This is a genomic window from Pseudomonas sp. AE27 (assembly GCF_037113495.1).
Taxonomy (GTDB): Bacteria; Pseudomonadota; Gammaproteobacteria; order Pseudomonadales; family Pseudomonadaceae; genus Aquipseudomonas; species Aquipseudomonas palmensis.
In genome coordinates this window covers 143,720-160,935 of record NZ_CP146966.1, presented here as the reverse complement: position 1 = coordinate 160,935, position 17,216 = coordinate 143,720, and the positions used below count along the sequence as shown (strand labels likewise).

14 protein-coding genes and 1 tRNA gene are annotated in these 17,216 nt (G+C 65.6%); 6 read left to right on the top strand and 9 right to left on the bottom strand.

Annotated features, from left to right (window positions below; all coding sequences use genetic code 11):
- The first annotated feature begins 7 nt into the window (after window positions 1–7).
- Window positions 8–81: transfer RNA gene (locus tag V9K84_RS00745), tRNA-Gly, on the top strand.
- A 136-nt stretch (window positions 82–217) separates the two neighbouring features.
- Window positions 218–772: a serine acetyltransferase gene (locus V9K84_RS00740; protein WP_088515501.1), complete on the top strand. Its 555-nt coding sequence runs from the start codon at window positions 218–220 to the stop codon at window positions 770–772.
- Window positions 773–776: 4 nt separating this feature from the next.
- Here V9K84_RS00740 and V9K84_RS00735 read toward each other — a convergent pair whose 3' ends face one another.
- On the bottom strand, window positions 777–1,580 hold the full coding sequence (locus V9K84_RS00735) for a lipopolysaccharide biosynthesis protein (RefSeq protein WP_168186865.1): 804 nt from the start codon (window positions 1,578–1,580) through the stop codon (window positions 777–779).
- A gap of 135 nt (window positions 1,581–1,715) precedes the next feature.
- Here V9K84_RS00735 and V9K84_RS00730 point away from each other — a divergent pair, with 135 nt between their 5' ends.
- The gene (locus tag V9K84_RS00730) at window positions 1,716–3,419 is read left to right on the top strand and encodes a SulP family inorganic anion transporter (RefSeq protein ID WP_043860081.1); all 1,704 of its coding nucleotides are present in this window, start codon (window positions 1,716–1,718) and stop codon (window positions 3,417–3,419) included.
- A 72-nt stretch (window positions 3,420–3,491) separates the two neighbouring features.
- On the opposite strand, the gene V9K84_RS00725 is transcribed toward V9K84_RS00730, so the two are convergent.
- The 4 genes from V9K84_RS00725 to V9K84_RS00710 all read right to left on the bottom strand — a co-directional run bounded on the left by V9K84_RS00725 (window position 3,492) and on the right by V9K84_RS00710 (window position 9,069).
- The gene (locus V9K84_RS00725) at window positions 3,492–5,078 is read right to left on the bottom strand and encodes an alpha/beta hydrolase-fold protein (protein ID WP_338793477.1); all 1,587 of its coding nucleotides are present in this window, start codon (window positions 5,076–5,078) and stop codon (window positions 3,492–3,494) included.
- Between the two features lie 7 nt (window positions 5,079–5,085).
- The gene (locus tag V9K84_RS00720; protein ID WP_088515502.1) at window positions 5,086–7,500 is read right to left on the bottom strand and encodes a TonB-dependent receptor; all 2,415 of its coding nucleotides are present in this window, start codon (window positions 7,498–7,500) and stop codon (window positions 5,086–5,088) included.
- A gap of 68 nt (window positions 7,501–7,568) precedes the next feature.
- Window positions 7,569–8,537: a FecR domain-containing protein gene (locus tag V9K84_RS00715; protein WP_088515503.1), complete on the bottom strand. Its 969-nt coding sequence runs from the start codon at window positions 8,535–8,537 to the stop codon at window positions 7,569–7,571.
- Window positions 8,530–9,069, bottom strand: coding sequence for an RNA polymerase sigma factor (locus tag V9K84_RS00710; RefSeq protein WP_088515504.1), 540 nt, complete (start codon window positions 9,067–9,069; stop codon window positions 8,530–8,532). Before V9K84_RS00710 ends, V9K84_RS00715 begins: the two co-directional genes overlap by 8 nt.
- 191 nt (window positions 9,070–9,260) lie before the next feature.
- On the opposite strand from V9K84_RS00710, the gene V9K84_RS00705 reads away from it, so the two are divergent.
- A complete protein-coding gene (locus V9K84_RS00705) occupies window positions 9,261–10,289 on the top strand; it encodes a DUF4917 family protein (protein ID WP_088515505.1) in 1,029 nt (342 codons plus the stop codon).
- Window positions 10,290–10,452: 163 nt separating this feature from the next.
- Window positions 10,453–11,340, top strand: coding sequence for a DMT family transporter (locus V9K84_RS00700; protein ID WP_043859746.1), 888 nt, complete (start codon window positions 10,453–10,455; stop codon window positions 11,338–11,340).
- A gap of 86 nt (window positions 11,341–11,426) precedes the next feature.
- Here V9K84_RS00700 and V9K84_RS00695 read toward each other — a convergent pair whose 3' ends face one another.
- The 4 genes from V9K84_RS00695 to V9K84_RS00680 form a co-directional block, all read right to left on the bottom strand.
- A complete protein-coding gene (locus tag V9K84_RS00695; protein WP_088515506.1) occupies window positions 11,427–12,644 on the bottom strand; it encodes an SAM-dependent methyltransferase in 1,218 nt (405 codons plus the stop codon).
- A gap of 108 nt (window positions 12,645–12,752) precedes the next feature.
- The gene (locus tag V9K84_RS00690; protein WP_043859748.1) at window positions 12,753–13,370 is read right to left on the bottom strand and encodes a TPM domain-containing protein; all 618 of its coding nucleotides are present in this window, start codon (window positions 13,368–13,370) and stop codon (window positions 12,753–12,755) included.
- Window positions 13,371–13,396: 26 nt separating this feature from the next.
- Window positions 13,397–14,131 carry a TPM domain-containing protein gene (locus V9K84_RS00685; RefSeq protein WP_088515507.1) on the bottom strand — a complete coding sequence of 245 codons (735 nt, stop codon included), beginning with the start codon at window positions 14,129–14,131 and terminating at the stop codon, window positions 13,397–13,399.
- Window positions 14,131–14,727, bottom strand: a complete 597-nt coding sequence (locus tag V9K84_RS00680; protein ID WP_043860787.1) for a LemA family protein — start codon at window positions 14,725–14,727, stop codon at window positions 14,131–14,133. The genes V9K84_RS00685 and V9K84_RS00680 overlap by 1 nt, the downstream gene beginning before the upstream one ends.
- 184 nt (window positions 14,728–14,911) lie before the next feature.
- Between V9K84_RS00680 and bglX the strand changes: the two genes are divergently transcribed.
- Window positions 14,912–17,206: a beta-glucosidase BglX gene (gene bglX, locus V9K84_RS00675; RefSeq protein ID WP_088515508.1), complete on the top strand. Its 2,295-nt coding sequence runs from the start codon at window positions 14,912–14,914 to the stop codon at window positions 17,204–17,206.
- The last annotated feature ends 10 nt before the right edge of the window (window positions 17,207–17,216 follow it).

Genomic DNA, 17,216 nt, shown 5'->3' with positions numbered 1-17,216 from the left:
CCTGAAAGCGGGTGTCGTATAATGGCATTACTCCAGCTTCCCAAGCTGATAACGAGGGTTCGATTCCCTTCACCCGCTCCAGCTTCCCCGCACCATCCTCTTGCCTCCAGGCATACCTCCAGATTCGTCATAGACTTGATACGCAGTTTTACTTGCGCTTCGGCTTCGCCATCGAATCGCATCGACATTCCATTTGCTAACTCCAGAGGATCCCAGCTTGACCCTTGACCAGTTGTTCGAATGTTGGCGCAAGGAGGTCTCCAACAAGAAAAACCCAGGGAGTCGCATCAGTCTGATTTCAAACGTCCTCAAACGGGCTCGCAAGGACAACAAGCTGCGGTACCTTTTCAACTTCCGTCTCGCTCAGTACCTGTACGGCAAGGGCGGGGTGTGGCGGCGCCATGCTCGCGGCATGCAGCAGCGGCTGAATCGCAGGTATGCGATAGACATCGACCTGAACGCAGTTATAGGGCCGGGTTTCAGGATTGCGCACCTGCCGGGCGTAGTCATAAGTGGCCATGCTCGTATCGGACGCAACTGCTTCATTCGACAGAACACGACCATCGGCATCAAGACGCTCGGATTGGAGCACTATGAGCTGAACATCGGCGACAATGTCAGTATCGGTGCCAACAGTTGCATTATTGCAGACAGGCTGACCATTGGTGACAACGCCACAATCGGCGCCATGTCACTGGTGAACAAGTGCGTTCCCGCCAACTGTGTTTTCTACAACAAGCGTGTGGTGTCTCAGCAGTTCAGCCAGAACTGATTACTCAAGAACAGCTTTCGGCGGCCAGCATCCCGAGTACTTGTTCGATGCCCAACTTGGGAATCACGTGCTGGGGAATTCTGGAGTTTTCCGAAAGGTTGTAGACCTCGAAATTCTCATCAACCACTCTCTTGGCCATGAGTCTTAACGAGGGCAGGATCCTGCCCTCGAAATGCGTATCCAGACCGCAAGGTGATTTGGTCGAGGCATCATTCTCATAGAAACGCCCACTGGCCTGATTCAGATCAACACCCACCATGAATACCTTGGTAAAACCCACGTGGTAGGCCAACTGCAGTGCGGCGTAGGCGACAGTGCGCGCGTCGAAGAAGCCATGCCGCATGTCTTTGCTAAAGCCAATCGAGCGCGCGCGCCGATTCCATAGCACTCGGCTTCTGGCGTGGTGGGGCTCACGCTTGAGCACCGACCCCAAGAGTGAGAGATCCTTGGCCTTGCTTAGCGCATACAGCTCACCTGCAGGTATTTCAGCCAAACGAGCGACTTCGGATTTCCACAATGCAATGCGTTGGCTGCGCTGCAGGGCCAAGGTGTAAAGCTCGGGTTGCTGGAGACGAAAGCTTGTGTCTGAACATACGTAGAAGAACGGCCTTACATCGGTATCGATAAACATCGAAATGGCGCCGTTCAAGGTGATCATCGGAACATCGGCGAATTGCTCGATGGGAAAATCTTTCGCAGAAGCACCCGAGGCGATAATAAACACCGGTCCGCTGGCAATACCGCGACATGATTCGAAGTTGTTGACCTTCGCCTCAAGGGCCAGGCCTTCAGAAAGAACAGAGTCCATCGGCTTCCATAGATTAAAAAACGACCAGCCCTGATTATACACAGGCTGATAGCACTGCTTCAGAAACCAAGCCGCTCAATTGACCGTAAAATCCGTTCAACCACCGTTACCTCGAAACATAACAAGGAACAGTCCATGTTTCTCTCCCGCTGGCTCCCCGGCCTCGCCAACCTGCTGCGTTACCGTGCCGAATGGTTTCGCCCGGACCTCCAGGCCGGCCTGTCGGTTGCCGCCATCCAGATCCCCATCGCCATCGCCTACGCGCAGATCGTCGGCCTGCCGCCGCAGGTCGGGCTGTACGCATGCATCCTGCCCATGATGGTGTACGCCCTGGTGGGCAGCTCGCGCCAGTTGATGGTCGGGCCCGACGCTGCCACCTGCGCCATGGTCGCCGGTGCCGTGGCGCCGCTGGCCATGGGCGACCCGGCGCGCGTGGCGCAGCTGTCGGTGATCGTCACGGTGCTGGTGGGGCTGATGCTGATCGCCGCAGGCCTGGCTCGGGCCGGCTTCATTGCCAGTTTCTTCTCCCGACCGATTCTGATCGGCTACCTGAACGGTATCGGCCTGAGCCTGCTGGCCGGCCAGCTGGGCAAGGTGCTGGGGTTCAAGATCGAGGGCAACGGCTTCGTGCTCAGCCTGATCAACCTGCTCGAACGCCTGAACGAAATCCATTGGCTGACGCTGTTCATCGGCCTGGCCGGCCTGGCTCTGCTGATCTGGCTGCCCCGGCGCTACCCCAAGCTGCCGGCAGCGCTGGTGACCGTGGCCATCGCCACCCTGGTGGCCGGCCTGTTCGGCCTGGACCGCTTCGGCGTGGCAGTCCTCGGTCACGTGCCCTCGGGCATGCCCACCCTCGCCTGGCCGCAGACCAACCTCGAAGAGATGAAAAGCCTGCTGCGTGACGCCCTGGGTATCGCTACGGTCAGTTTCTGCAGCGCCATGCTGACCGCACGCAGCTTCGCCGCACGCCATGGCTATGCGATCAACGCCAACCATGAGTTCCTCGCCCTGGGCGTGTCGAACCTGGCCGCCGGCGCCTCGCAGGGGTTTGCCATCAGCGGCGCCGACTCGCGTACCGCAGTCAACGACATGGTGGGTGGCAAGAGCCAGCTGGTGGGCATCATCGCGGCGCTGGTGATCGCGCTGTGCCTGCTGCTGTTCACCGTACCCATGGCGTGGATCCCGCAGGCAGCCCTGGGCGCCGTGCTGCTGATGGCCGGCTGGGGCCTGATCGACGTCAAGTCGCTGAGCAAGATCTACACCCTCAGCCGCTTCGAGTTCTGGCTGTGCATCCTGACCACGGTCGGCGTGCTGGGCGTGGGCGTGCTGCCGGGCATCATCATCGCGGTGACCCTGGCGATCCTGCGCCTGCTCTACACCATCTACCAGCCCACCGATGCAGTGCTGGGCTGGGCGCCCGGCATCGAGGGCCAGGTGGACATCCGCCGCCACAAGGACGCGCGCACGGTGCCAGGGCTGGTGGTGTACCGCTTCGACGACGCGATCCTGTTCTTCAACGCCGACTACTTCAAGATGCGCCTGCTCGACGCGGTGCAGAAGGAGGTGGAAGCCCGCGCCGTGCTGTTCGACGCCGAGGCGGTCAGCTCGATCGACGTGAGCGGCATCGCGGCGCTGCGCGAAGTGCGTGAAACCCTGATGGCCCAGGGCATCGTGATGGGCATCGCCCGGGCCCGCGGCAGCTTCCTGCGGATGCTGGTGCGCTCGGGGCTGGCGCGGGAGATGGGCAGCGAGCTGCTGTACGGCTCGGTGCGGGCAGGCATTCGTGCCTACCGACTGTGGCGCAACAAGGTCAGGCGCGAGGCGGCTGTCGCGCAGTAAACCTTTCGCCGACAAGGCCGGCTCCTGGCGATGTTGCAGGAGCCCGCCTTGCCGGCGAAGCGGCCAGCAGGGTCAACGCGGCTCACAGGCCTGCGGCGTCCCCTGCCCGCTACCGATCAGGGCGATCAACCCACACGGCAATGACCCACGCCATTGCAGGTAGTCATGCCCGGCCGGGTATTCCACCTGCACCACCGGATACCCCTTGGCCTGCAGCACGTCGCGCAACTGGCGATTGGTGTCGAGAATCTTCGGCCCCTCGAACAACCCCGACTGCAGGTAGAAGCGCAGCGGCGCACGCGGTGCACGCACGTACTCGCGGGTCAGCCAGCCAGGCTCCACGCCTTCCGGCGCCCACCAGTACGACCCCGACAGGCTCAGCACATTGCCGAACAGCTCCGGATGCTGCAGCCCCAGGTAGGCCGAGGCCAGCCCGCCGTAGCTGGAACCTGCCACCACCGTGCGGTCGGCCGGAGCCGACAGCCCGCGCGCCTTCGCCCAGGGCATCAGTTCCTCGGCCATGAACCGCGCAAACTGCGGGTTGGGTGGCAGCTCGACCTGGCGCGACAGGTCGGTCGGGTTGGCGATGATCAGCGCAGCAGTGGGGCCGATCAGGCCATCGGCGAGCAGGTTGTCGAGCAGCGTCGGGGTGGGCACCTGCCGGGTGTAGGCATGCGCATCGAACAGCACCAGCAGCCCCTGCCCCGCCGCCCCCGGCGTCCAGCCCGGCGGGCGGTACAGGTACACGTCACGCTGGTTGCCCAGCACCTTGCTGGTCAGCACCTGGCGCTCCAGCGTGCCCCGGGCTACCCCGGGGCGCTGCGCCACCCAGGGCTGCGCCGGCGCGTCGGCAAGCTCCAGGCGCGAGCGCGACAGCCAGCGATCGCCACTGCCATCGGCAAAGCCGTTGGGGTTGAGCGGGTCTTGCCGGGAGCTGGCCAGAATCACCCGGCGGTCAGTGGAGGGCGGTACGTCCGGTGCCATCTGGTAGCTCATCCGGGTGCTGGAAGGCACCACGTAGCTGCGAAACCACACATCGCTGTCGCCCAGGCGCTGCAGCTCATCATGGTTGCCCGACGGCGCGCCGAACACCCGAACGTTGTGCCGGGCACCTCGCCACAGGAAGGTCACCAGCGATTGCCCGGGCTGCTCCGCCAGCGCTTCGACCAGGGGCGTACCCTGCTGCTCGCGGGCCTTCCAGAAGGCCTGGGTATCGCCCCCCTTGGCCACATGTGCCGCCAGCTCGCGCATCACCGGGCTTTGCAGGCGCGTCTGCTGGGCCTGCTGCTCGGCCACGCTGGTGACACCGGTCAGCTTGAGCGAATAGGCAGCCTGCGGGCGGGTGGCGATGGCTTCTGCGCGCACGCCATACAGGCCGTCGTGGGGGGCGATGAACATGAAGTCGCGCACCATGTCCAGCCCGTCCACCAGCAACCGCACCGGCTGGCCGTCGGCATCGAGCAGGCGCACGCTGACGTCGCCCTCCACGCGCCCCTGCACGAAGTCACCGGCCTTGAGCGGCACGGTCCATACCGGCTGCCGGCCCTGGCCGATGGCGCCGCTGACGCTGTGCCCGGGCACCAGCGAGGCCGCCATTGCGGCGCCGCCGGTCAGGCTGGCCAGCGCAAGGCCGGCGCAAAATGTCTTGAGTCGTTGCATGTACACCTCAGAAGTCGATGCTGGCCGAAAGTTTCAGCGTGCGCGGCTCGCTGACCGTGGCGTAGCCGTCGTTGAACACACCGGCCCAGTAGGCACGGTTCTCGACGTTCTCCAGGCTGGCGCGCAGCACCACGTCCTTGCTCAGGATGCGCGTGCTGTAGCGACCGCCCAGGTCATAGCGGGTCCACTGCGGAATCTTCAGTTCGTTGGCCGAATCCAGGTACTGCGAGCTGCTGTGGATGGCCAGCGCGGTCAGGGTCAGGCCCTCGACCCAGGGCGTGTCCCACTCGCCGCCCAGGTTCGCCGACCACTGCGGCACCCCGCGCGCGGCGTTGCCATCGAGCTTGCCGCCAGCGGTCTTGGTCAGCTCGGCACGGGTATAGGTCACCCCACCCAGCAGGCGTACGCTCGGCGTCAGCGAACCGAACAGGTTCCACTCCACCCCGCGATTGCGCTGCTGACCATCGTCGGTGTAACGGTTGCTGGCGGTGTCGAGCATCATGCTCGGCTTCTCGATCTGGAACACGCTGACGGTGTGGGTGAAGTCGCCCAGGTCCCACTTGACCCCGGCTTCCACCTGCTTGGACTTGTACGGGGCGAACTGCTCGCCATAGTTGGCAGCCGACAGGTCGCTGACCATGCCGCCCTGGGTCAGGCCCTCGATGTAGTTGGCGTACAGCGAGACATCCGCCTCCCACGGCCTGAGCACCACGCCCAGTGCCGGGGTCAGCGCATGCTCGTCATACGAAGGCGAACTCATCTTCTGGCGCACCCGCTGCGAGCGCACGCCCAGGGTCAGCAACAGCTTGTCGTCGACGAAGCCCAGGGTATCGGCCACGGCAAAGCTCGACAGGGTGTTGTCGCCGGTCTTGTCGCTGGAGCCGATGTTGCCGGCAATGATCGGCTTGCCGGGGTGATAGATGTTGGTCGTGTACTTTGCCCCGGTTACGGTGGCGGCGCGACCGATGTCCTGGTGCAGCAGGGTGGTGCTGAGCACCAGCTGGTGGGTCACCGGACCGGTACTGAAGTTGCCGCGCACACCCGCTTCGGTGGACAGGCTATGGGTATAGCCGCCCTGGTTGTAGGTTTCGGCGGTGGCGTCGCCGTTGCCGGAGGTGATGATCGAGCGCGTGCCGTTGAGGAAGCCCTTGTAGCGGGTACGCGCACCGCCGACGCTGGCGTAGGCCGTCCAGTCGTCCGACAGTTCGTATTCGCCGCGCAGGATCACCGCCTTGCTGATCTGCTTGGCCGAAATACCGTCGAGGATGTTGGAATCCGGCTTGGGCGCCTTGGTCACGTAGCCCAGTTTGCTGAAGCCGGCCATCATCGGGCTGCCGTTCTGCATCTTTTCGTGGCTTTCGTAGGCATCGAGTTCCAGCTTCCAGCCATCGCCACGGTAATCCATGCCCAGGGACGCCAGGGTGCGGTCCTTGGACTGGTCGTCGACCCCGGTGTCACCGCTGCCGTACACGCCGTTGAAGCGGATGCCCAGGCGGTTCTCCTCGCCCAGGCGCCGGCTCAGGTCCAGGTGCTCGGCCCAGTAGCCGTCGGATACGTAGCTGGTGGTCAGGCGCGTCAGTGGCGCATCCCCGGCCCGCTTGGGCACCAGGTTGATCACCCCACCCACACCGCCGTTGGGGGCCATGCCGGTGAGCAGTGCGCCAGGGCCCTTGAGCACCTCGACGCGCTCCAGGAACTCGGTGGGCACATGCCCATCGGGTGCCAGGCCATACAGACCGTTGACCGCAAGCTCGGTGGAGTCGATGGAGTAGCCGCGGATCATGAAGTTTTCGTAGGTGTGGCCTTCACCGGTGCTGAAGCGCACCGACGGATCGTTGCGCAGCACCGCGCCCACCGTGCCGCTCTGCTGGTTTTCCATGTGCTGGGCGGTGTAGGCGGTGATGTTGAAAGGGGTTTCCATGATGTCGCGATTGCCCAGCATGCCCACCTTCGCACCGCGTGCCACCTGGCCACCGCTGTAGAGCTCGGGCGGGTTGCTGCTGTTGCCCACCTGCGCATTGACCGTGGTGGCACCCAGGGTCAGCGCGCCGTCGCTCTCGGGGCGACGCAGGATGATCACGCCGTTTTCTTCGCTGGCCACCAGGCCGCTGTTGTCCAGCAGGCGTTGCAGCGCCTGTTGCAGGGTGAAGCGGCCCTGCAGCGCCGGGGCATCGCGCCCGGCCAGCCACTGGCTGTCGGCGGCAATCGCCACCCTCGCCTCGCGGGACAGCGCCTGCACCGCGCTATCCAGCGGCTGGCTGGGCAGGTCGAGCGCCAGCACGCGGGTGCCTGCGCTCAGCTCGGCCGACACGGCCGACAGGCTGGCCGCGCCAAGAGCACAGGCCAGCACCAGGTGGCGAAGGGTGCTGGGGATAACCGAAGAAGGCGACGAACGCGTGGTCCGGGCGAGGAAAAACGACATGATCTGTCCTTTGAGCTAGGGAGTTGCCAGGAAGACGCGCTAGCTGGCCACTACCCCTCAAAAAAATTTCAACGAAGCTGCAGCCAGGTGTACTCACCCTTCTGCATCAGGCTCAGCGGCAGCACCCTGGGCAAGGCGTTCAGCAATATGTCGGGGCGGTCGCTGGGGAAGCTGCCGGTCAGGCGCAGCCCGGCTGCTCCCTCGCCAAGCCGCACCTGACGGTTGCTGTAGGCATTGAATTCGTCGATCACCTCGGCCAGCGGTGCATCGGTGAACGACCACCAGCCCTGGCGCCAGTGCTCGGCGTTTGGGGCCGCCTGCGGGTGATGCTCCACCGGCCCCGGCACACCGGGTTCGCCCAGGCGCACCCGGTCGCCGGCCAGCAGTTCGCGGGTCTCGCCACCCAGGCCGCGCACCTTCACATGACCGCGGGTCACCGCCACCTGGATATCGCCGCCACGGTCGCTGACGCTGAAGGCGGTGCCCAGCACCTGCACCTGCCCCAGCCGGGTGCTGACCAGGAAGCTGCGCAGGCGCTCGTGGGCCACGTCGAAAAACACATTGCCGTGGGCCAGCATGACCTCGCGCTGGCCGTTGCTGTACTTCACCTGCACGTTGCTTTCGGCCGCCAGCACCATCTGGCTGCCGTCGGGCAGCAGTACATTGCGTGCGGGCGCTGCATGTTCGGTCAGCAGCACCTGGTCGAACTGTGGCCGGCGCTGCCACAGCCAACCCAGCCATGCACTGCACCCGACCACCGCCAGCAGGCCGGCACCCTGGCGCAGCAGGCGACGCCGGCCGAGGTTGACCGGCTCGGGGGCCAGCGAGCCGCGCAACTGCGGGGTCAGCCGATGGATCATCTGCCAACGCTGCTCGGCCTCCAGCCAGGCACGCTCATGCTCGCTGCTTTTGTTGCGCCAGCGCTGCAACTGCCCGCTCACCTCGCGCACACGGGAGGGGTCGTCACTGTGCAGCCCCGCCAGGTAGCCCAGCGCCTGCTGTACCTTGCGGGGCGAAACCGGCCGCGCCTCAGACATGACGGCAGGCCTGGCTCAGTTCGGACAGGTCGAACACCGCGCGGCCGATGTGCAACTCCACGGCCTTGGCCGACAGCTGCAGCTCGTCACACACCTGGCGATGGCTCTGGCCATGCAGGCGCACGCGCACGAACACCTCGCGGCGCAGGCGCGGCATGCGCTCGATACGCGCAATCAGTTGCTGCAACTGCTCGCGGGCAATCAGGATCTCTTCCACGCTGGGGGTGAGCACATCGGCCCGTGTCAGCCAGTCCTCCAGCGCCGCCAGCTCGCGACTGCGCCGGCGAAACTGGTCGATGCACAGGTTGCGCGCCGCCTGGAACAGCAGCGCACGGGCATTGATCACCGGGGCATTGAGGGCATGCGCGTAGGCCTGGGCAAAGCTCGACTGGGCAATATCGGCCGCATCATCGGGGTTGCGCAGGCGGCTGCCGAGGTAGCGACGCAGGTCGGTGTAGTGCGCGAGCAGCTCGTCGGCGACAGCCGCAAACGACGGCGCGCCGGCCGTCCAGGGGGTTGAAAGCGAGGTCATGGGCGTCCGGCGCGTGATAAGGCAGACAAAACATTAATGGGAATTCGTATCATTCTCACACACTCCCTCTGCCTTCGGCCAGCCCTCAGTACCCGGTGGCAGACACCGCAGGTTCCGGAGCGCTGATGACAACGCGCCGGCGTGCTACAGTCGCGCCCTGCCAACGTGCAACAAATCCCTACGAGATCCACATGCCCCTCGCCGACGTCGACGCAACCCTGGCGGCCTGGCCGCACCTCAATACCGCCCACCCGTGCACCAGCCTGCTGCTGGGCAACGGTGCCAGCCGCGCCATCTGGCGCCCGTTCGCCTACTTTTCGCTGTTCGAACTGGCCCAGCGCGTACGTCACAAGCCCCTCGGCCTCACCGACCAGGCACTGTTCAAATCGATGAACAGCGAGCTGTTCGCGCCGGTGCTCAGTGCCCTGAACACCACCGTGCAGGTCAATGCCGCGCTGGCGATCAGTTCGTCGGCACCGCTCAACCGCTACTACGCGATCAAGGAAGCGCTGATCCACGCCGTGCGCAGCGTGCACATTCCCTGGAAGCTGCTGCCCACTGCCCACCTGGCCGCGATCAACGCCGAGCTGCGCACCTACCAGCGCGTGTTTTCCAGCAACTACGACCTGCTCTGTCACTGGGCCGTGAACCAGGCGCCGCACGGCTTTGCCGAGCTGTTCGACGAGGAAGGCGATTTCGACGTCAGCCGGGCTCAGGGGCCGGGCACGCGGATGCACTACCTGCATGGCGGCCTGCACCTGCTGCGCACCCAGCACGGCACCACGCGCCAGCGGGCGGCCAGCGGCAGCCAGTTGCTCGACGGCTTTGCCATCAACACCCCGGGCGATGTGCCGCTGTTCGTCAATGAAGACAGCAGCGACAACAAGCTGCGGGCGATTCGCGGGTCCGATTACCTGACCTGGTGCTACGCCGCGCTGGCGACGCAGCGCGAGGGGCTGTGCGTGTTCGGGCATCACCTGGACCGTGCCGACCGGCACCTGGTGGAGGCGATCAGGCAGGCGCAGCCGACACACCTGGCCATTTCGATCCTGCCGGTGAACGAGGCGGCCATCGTGAGCCAGAAGCAGCATTACGCGCGGGTGTTCGAAGCGTGCCCGGGCATCGAACTGCATTTTTTCGATGCCACCACGCACCCGCTGGGCGCGCTGGCGAATGTGCCCGCGCCGCCGCCCAAGGCAGTGGGGCGGCGTCGGCGCTAGGCCGGCCCCCACAGGAGGGCGCGAAGCCTGTAGGAGCCGGCCTTGCCGGCGAAAAGGCCGGCGCGACGCCCAACTGTACGGACACCTTTGTTGCCAACTGTAACCAGATTCCCCACCCCACCTGTGGCTCAATGAGCGGCCCCTCCAGCCCTCAGGCGCGCTCATGTCTACCCGCGAAAACACCGGCCTGGCCCTCGGCCTGCTCGGCGTCATCATCTTCAGCCTGACCCTGCCCATGACCCGCATCGTGGTGCAGGAGATGCACCCGCTGCTCAACGGCCTGGGCCGGGCCCTGGTGGCCGCGATCCCGGCAGCGGCGCTATTGCTGTGGCGCCGTGAAAAGTGGCCCACCTGGCAGCAGGTCAAGGGCCTGAGCCTGGTGGCGCTGGGAGTGATTCTCGGCTTCCCGGTGCTGTCGGCCTGGGCCATGCAGAGCGTGCCGGCCTCCCACGGCGCACTGGTCAACGGCCTGCAACCCTTGTGCGTGGTGGTGTATGCGGCGTGGCTGTCCCACGAGCGACCGTCCACGGCGTTCTGGGCATGGGCGGCGCTGGGCAGCGCACTGGTGGTGGCCTACGCGATGATCATGGGCGCCGGACACATCCAGGCCGGTGACCTGCTGATGCTGGCGGCGATTGCGGTGGGCGGGCTGGGCTATGCCGAAGGCGGCCGCCTGGCGCGGGAGATGGGCGGTTGGCAGGTGATCTGCTGGGCGCTGGTGCTGTCCAGCCCGCTGCTGCTGGGGCCGGTGGTGTACCTGGCGCTGCAGCATGAGGGCGCGATCAGCCCGCGGGCCTGGTGGGCGTTCGGCTATGTGTCGCTGTTTTCGCAGTTCATCGGCTTTTTTGCCTGGTACGCCGGGCTGGCGCTGGGCGGAATCTCACGGGTGAGCCAGGTGCAGCTGCTGCAGATCTTCTTCACCATCGCGCTGTCGGCGCTGTTCTTTGGCGAGCAGGTGGCGCCGATCACCTGGGTGTTTGCCGGCGGGGTGATCCTGACGGTAGTGCTGGGGCGCAAGGCGCGGGTGCATCCGGCACCGGTCAAGGTCTGAGGTGAGCCCTTCGCCGGCAAGGCCGGCTCCTACATGGCCGCGGCGTGCGTAGGAGCCGGCCTTGCCGGCGAAGGGGCCCTGAAGGTCTACCCGGGAATCAAGCCATCGGCCCGCAGCAGCGTCTCCAGACAATGCTCCTTGACCCCATAGAACGCCTTGAGCGCCTGGATCTTCTCCAGCAACGCCTGCGCCGCCACCGGCTCGCGCCGCCGGGTGGCCAGGATCATCTTGTTCTTGTTGGTGTGCTCCAGCGAGATGAACTCGAACACCTTGGTCTCGTAGCCACAGGCCTCCAGGTACAACGCACGCAGGCTGTCGGTGAGCATCTCGGCCTGCTGCCCCAGGTGCAGGCCGTACTGCAGCATCGGCTTGAGCAACCCCGGGCTGTGCATCTGCGGGCGAATCTGCTTGTGGCAGCACGGCGAGCACATGATGATCGCCGCGCCACAGCGAATACCGGTATGAATCGCGTAATCGGTGGCAATGTCACAGGCATGCAGGGCGATCATCACCTCGATGGCGCTGGGCACCACGCTGCGCACATCGCCACACTCGAACTTCAGCCCCGGATGCTCCAGGCGCGCGGCGGCGGCATTGCACAGCTCGACCATGTCCGGGCGCAACTCCACGCCCGTCACCTGCGCCTCGCGCTGCAGGGTGTTGCGCAGGTAGTCGTGGATCGCGAAGGTCAGGTAGCCCTTGCCCGAGCCGAAGTCCGCCACCCGCACCGGCTGATCTGCCGCCAGTGGCGCGCTGCTCAGCGCATGGGAGAACACCTCGATGAACTTGTTGATCTGCTTCCATTTGCGCGACATCGCCGGAATCAGCGCCTGCTGCTTGTCGGTCACGCCCAGGTCGTGCAGAAACGGCCGGCTCAGCTCCAGGTAGCGCTTCTTCTCGCGATCATGCTCGCCGGTCACCACCTCGCGCGCCTGCTGCACGGCGTTGCGATGCAGCATCGGCTTGCCCTTCTTGGTGAACTCCAGCTGCACCTCGTCGTTCAGGCTGAGCAGGTGCGCGTTGCGAAACGAAGCCGGCAACAGCTCACCGATCAACGTCAGCGCCTCGTCCAGCGCCAGGTTGCGGGTGATGTCGCGGGTCTTGTAGCGGTACACGAACGACAGGCTGGCCTGCCCCTTGATCGTCAGCGGCTTGACCGTTACCCGCTGCAGGTCGACCTCGGCGCCGACATGGCGCGCCAGCACCAGTTTGATGAAGGTGTGCTGGTGCAGGCTGGTGGCGAGCAGCGCCAGAAACTGCGCACGCGCATCCGGCGCGGCCTGGACGGTGGGGGTTGCGGACATGGGGAGTGGGTGCCTCGGGTTGCGGGGGGCGCCCGCAGGCGCGCAATGGCGCGCATTTTACGTGGATGAACGCCCCAGGCACAGCATTTGTCGATCAGCGCGCATGCCTCAGCCCAGCAGCACCAGCCGGTTGGGCAGCTCGTTGCGCGCCTGGGTCACCGGCACATGGGCCGCCAGCAGCTCGCCGCAGGCCTCGATGCAGGTGACAAAGCCCTGCAGGGTCTGGCCCTGCTGCACCTGGGCGGTGAAGGTGCGCACGATGGCGTCCCAGGCCTGGTTGTCGAGGCGACTGGAGATGCCCTCGTCCACCAGGATCTCCACATACCGCTCGGCCTCGCTGACGAAGATCAGCACCCCGGTGCGGCCCACGGTGTGATGCAGGTTCTGCTCCAGAAACTGGCGCCGCGCCAGGTTCGACGCACGCCAGTGGCGCACCCTGCGCGGCACCAGCCAACTGGTCAGACGCGGCAGGCGAAACACCAGGCACAGCACGATGAAGGTCAGCCACTGCGCCAGCAGCAGGCCATGCACGCTCAGCCAGCCGCTCAGGTAATAGAGGACGCCCGGCACCACCAGCGCCAGCAGGCTGGCCCACAGCAACGGGATATAGGCATAGTCGTCGGCACGCGCCGCCAGCACCGTCACCAGCTCGGCATCGGTACGCTGTTCTACCTGGGCGATGGCCTGGGCCACCTGACGCTGTTCGTATTCACTGAGCAATGCCATGTACGTGTGTGTCTCTTGTCGTGTAGTTACCAGCCGCCGGAGGACCCGCCCCCGCCGAAACTGCCGCCGCCGCCACTGAAGCCACCGCCGCCACCGCCCAGGCCGCCCCCGAAACCGCCGCCAAGACCACCGCCAAAGCCCCCGCGCCCACCGCGGCCACCCCCGCCAAGGCCCTGCAGGGCGAACACGATGATGATCATCAGGATGAACAGGCCCACCGCCCAGACCGGCGCACCTTGCTGCTGCGCCTCGTCTGCCAGAGGTCGCGCCGGCTCGTCCAGCGGTGCGCCGCCCAGCACCTGAAGGATGGCCGCCGTGCCAAGCACGATGCCCTGGCTGAAGTCACCACGGCGAAACGCCGGGGTGATCACGCTGTTGATGATGACCGAGGCCTGGGCATCGGTCAGGCGGCCCTCCAGGCCATAACCGACTTCGATGCGCAGCTTGCGCTCCTGGGGGGCGACGATCAACAGCGCACCGTTGTCCTTGCCCTGCTGGCCGATGCCCCAGTGGCGCCCCAGCTGGTAGCCATAGTCCTCGATGGCCTGCCCCTGCAGGCTGGCCAGGGTCACCACCACGACCTGCTCGCCGGTGGCCTGCTCGTGGGCCTTAAGCATCTGCTCAAGCTGGCTGCGGGTGGCGCCGTCTAGCAGCCCGGCCTGGTCCACCACCCGTGCACTGAGCGCCGGGAACTGGGGCGCGGCCCACAGCCAGCCGCTCGCCGCCAGCAGCACCAGCAGCGCCGCCTTGAGCACACGCATCAGAATTTCACTTCAGGCGCTTTGTCGGCATCGGCGCTGGTGGCCTCGAAGTTCTCGCGCAGCGGCATGTCGCTGTACATCACGCTGTGCCACAGGCGCCCGGGGAAGGTACGGATCTCGGTGTTGTAGCGCTGCACGGCGGCGATGAAGTCCTTGCGCGCCACCGCGATACGGTTTTCCGTACCCTCGAGCTGGGACTGCAAGGCCAGGAAGTTCTGGTTCGACTTAAGGTCCGGGTAACGCTCCGAGACCACCATCAGGCGCCCCAGCGCACCGCCCAGCTGGGCCTGTGCGGCCTGGAACTGGCGCAGTTTTTCAGGATCGTCCAGGGTGCTGGCATCGACCTTGATCGAGGTGGCCTTGGCCCGCGCTTCGATGACCGCGGTCAAGGTGGCCTGCTCCTGCCTGGCGTAGCCTTTGACCGTTTCGACCAGGTTGGGAATCAGGTCGGCACGGCGCTGGTACTGGTTCTGCACCTGGGCCCAGGCCGCCTTGACCTGTTCGTCGTATTGGGGAATGTTGTTGATGCCGCAACCGGCCAGCAGGCTGGCCAGTGCCAGCACCAGCCACAACCGTGCTCTGTTCGATACCTGCATTGTCGCTACGCTCCGTGAGTGCTCGAAATGCGCCGGACTTGAGGCATAATCCGACGCCGCCGCTGGATCGTGATGGCCCAATCGGCTAAAAGATGCCCCAGCAAACTACAACAATAGCCGCTTCCCCAACTTCGGCTTGCCAGTCTGCACCGTGACGACTGCCGCAGCCTTGAGAACAGAATTCATGAACAAGCTGTGTTTGCTGGGCCTGCTCGTCAGCCTGGCCAGCCAGTCGGCCTTCGCTGACTCGCCTGCCGCCGCGCCATTGCAAGACAAACAGGCGTTCATCGCCAACCTGCTCAAGCAGATGAGCGTCGAGGAAAAGATCGGCCAGTTGCGCCTGATCAGCATCGGCCCGGAAATGCCGCGCGAGAAAATCCGCGAGGAAATCGCCGCCGGACGCATCGGCGGCACCTTCAACTCGATCACCCGTGACGAGAACCGGCCCATGCAGGACGCCGCCATGCGCGGGCGCCTGAAGATCCCGATGTTCTTCGCCTATGACGTGATCCACGGCCACCGCACCATCTTCCCGATCAGCCTGGGCCTGGCCGCCAGCTGGGACATGCAGGCCATCGCCCAGGTCGGCCGTACCTCGGCCCTGGAAGCGGCCGCCGACGGCATCGACATGACCTTCGCGCCCATGGTCGACATTGCCCGCGACCCGCGCTGGGGCCGTACCAGCGAAGGCTTTGGCGAAGACACCTACCTGGTGTCGCGTATCTCCAGGGTGATGGTCGAATCGTTCCAGGGCCGCAGCCCGGCCAACGCCGACAGCATCATGGCCAGCGTCAAGCACTTCGCCCTGTACGGCGCGGTGGAAGGCGGGCGCGACTACAACACGGTCGATATGAGCCCCACGCGCATGTACAACGAGTACCTGCCGCCCTACCGCGCCGCCATCGATGCCGGTGCCGGCGGCGTGATGGTGGCGCTGAACTCGATCAACGGTGTGCCCGCCACCTCCAACACCTGGCTGATGAACGACCTGCTGCGCCGCGACTGGGGCTTCAAGGGCGTGACCGTCAGCGACCATGGGGCGATCACCGAGCTGGTGCGCCACGGCGTGGCCGCCGATGGCAAGCAGGCGGCGCAGCTGGCGATCAAGGCCGGCATCGACATGAGCATGAACGACACGCTGTATGGCCAGGAACTGCCAGGGCTGCTCAAGTCCGGCGCGGTCAGCCCGGCCGAGCTGGACAACGCGGTGCGCGAGATTCTCGGCGCCAAGTACGACATGGGCCTGTTCGCCGACCCGTACCGGCGCATCGGCCAGGCCAAGGACGACCCGGCCGACACCTATGCCGACAGCCGCCTGCACCGCGACATCGCACGGGACGTGGCGCGTCGCAGCCTGGTGCTGCTGGAGAACCGCCAGCAGACCCTGCCGCTGAAAAAGTCCGGCACCATCGCCCTGGTCGGCCCGCTGGCCGATGCCCCGATCGACATGATGGGCAGCTGGGCCGCCGCCGGTCGCCCGCACCAGTCAGTGACCGTGCGCGAGGGCCTGCGCCGTGCCCTGGGCGACAAGGCCAGGGTGCTCTACGCCAAAGGCTCGAACGTGACCGGCGACAAGGCCGTGCTCGACTACCTCAACTTCCTCAACTTCGACGCTCCGGAAATCGTCGATGACCCGCGCCCGGCTGCCGTGCTGATCGACGAAGCGGTCAAGGCCGCCAGGCAGTCGGACGTGGTGGTGGCCGTGGTCGGCGAATCGCGGGGCATGTCCCACGAATCGTCCAGCCGCACCACCCTGGAGATCCCGGCGGTGCAGCGCGAGCTGATCAAGGCCCTCAAGGCCACCGGCAAACCGCTGGTGCTGGTGCTGATGAACGGTCGCCCGCTGTCGCTGGCGTGGGAGCGCGAGCAGGCCGACGCCATCCTGGAAACCTGGTTCAGCGGCACCGAGGGCGGCAACGCCATCGCCGACGTGCTGCTGGGCGACTACAACCCCTCGGGCAAGCTGGCCATCACCTTCCCGCGCTCGGTGGGGCAGATCCCGATGTACTACAACCACCTGCGCATCGGCCGCCCGTTCACCCCCGGCAAGCCCGGCAACTACACCTCGCAGTACTTCGAGGAGCCCAACGGCCCGCTGTACCCCTTCGGCTACGGCCTGAGCTACAGCACCTTCAGTGTGTCGGCGCCGAGCCTGTCGAGCACCACACTGAAACAGGGCCAGAGCCTGGAGGTCAGTGTGCGCGTGAAGAACACCGGCCAGCGTGACGGCGAAACCGTGGTGCAGCTGTACCTGCAGGATGTGGCCGCCTCGATGAGCCGCCCGGTCAAGGAACTGAAGAACTTCCAGAAGCTCATGCTCAAGGCCGGCGAGGAGCGCACCCTGCACTTCACCGTGCAGCCGGACGACCTGAAGTTCTACAACAGCCAGTTGCAGTGGGTTGCCGAACCTGGCGAGTTCAACGTCCAGGTCGGCCTGGACTCCGAAACCGTGCAACAGCAACGCTTCGAGCTGCTGTAAGTCGCTGTGA

Coding starts and splice junctions, on each gene's coding strand:
- V9K84_RS00735 (WP_168186865.1), bottom strand. CDS start 1,580: ATGGACTCTGTTCTTTCTGAAGGCCTGGCCCTTGAGGCGAAGGTCAAC.
- V9K84_RS00730 (WP_043860081.1), top strand. CDS start 1,716: ATGTTTCTCTCCCGCTGGCTCCCCGGCCTCGCCAACCTGCTGCGTTAC.
- V9K84_RS00725 (WP_338793477.1), bottom strand. CDS start 5,078: ATGCAACGACTCAAGACATTTTGCGCCGGCCTTGCGCTGGCCAGCCTG.
- V9K84_RS00720 (WP_088515502.1), bottom strand. CDS start 7,500: ATGTCGTTTTTCCTCGCCCGGACCACGCGTTCGTCGCCTTCTTCGGTT.
- V9K84_RS00715 (WP_088515503.1), bottom strand. CDS start 8,537: ATGTCTGAGGCGCGGCCGGTTTCGCCCCGCAAGGTACAGCAGGCGCTG.
- V9K84_RS00710 (WP_088515504.1), bottom strand. CDS start 9,069: ATGACCTCGCTTTCAACCCCCTGGACGGCCGGCGCGCCGTCGTTTGCG.
- V9K84_RS00705 (WP_088515505.1), top strand. CDS start 9,261: ATGCCCCTCGCCGACGTCGACGCAACCCTGGCGGCCTGGCCGCACCTC.
- V9K84_RS00700 (WP_043859746.1), top strand. CDS start 10,453: ATGTCTACCCGCGAAAACACCGGCCTGGCCCTCGGCCTGCTCGGCGTC.
- V9K84_RS00695 (WP_088515506.1), bottom strand. CDS start 12,644: ATGTCCGCAACCCCCACCGTCCAGGCCGCGCCGGATGCGCGTGCGCAG.
- V9K84_RS00690 (WP_043859748.1), bottom strand. CDS start 13,370: ATGGCATTGCTCAGTGAATACGAACAGCGTCAGGTGGCCCAGGCCATC.
- V9K84_RS00685 (WP_088515507.1), bottom strand. CDS start 14,131: ATGCGTGTGCTCAAGGCGGCGCTGCTGGTGCTGCTGGCGGCGAGCGGC.
- V9K84_RS00680 (WP_043860787.1), bottom strand. CDS start 14,727: ATGCAGGTATCGAACAGAGCACGGTTGTGGCTGGTGCTGGCACTGGCC.
- bglX (WP_088515508.1), top strand. CDS start 14,912: ATGAACAAGCTGTGTTTGCTGGGCCTGCTCGTCAGCCTGGCCAGCCAG.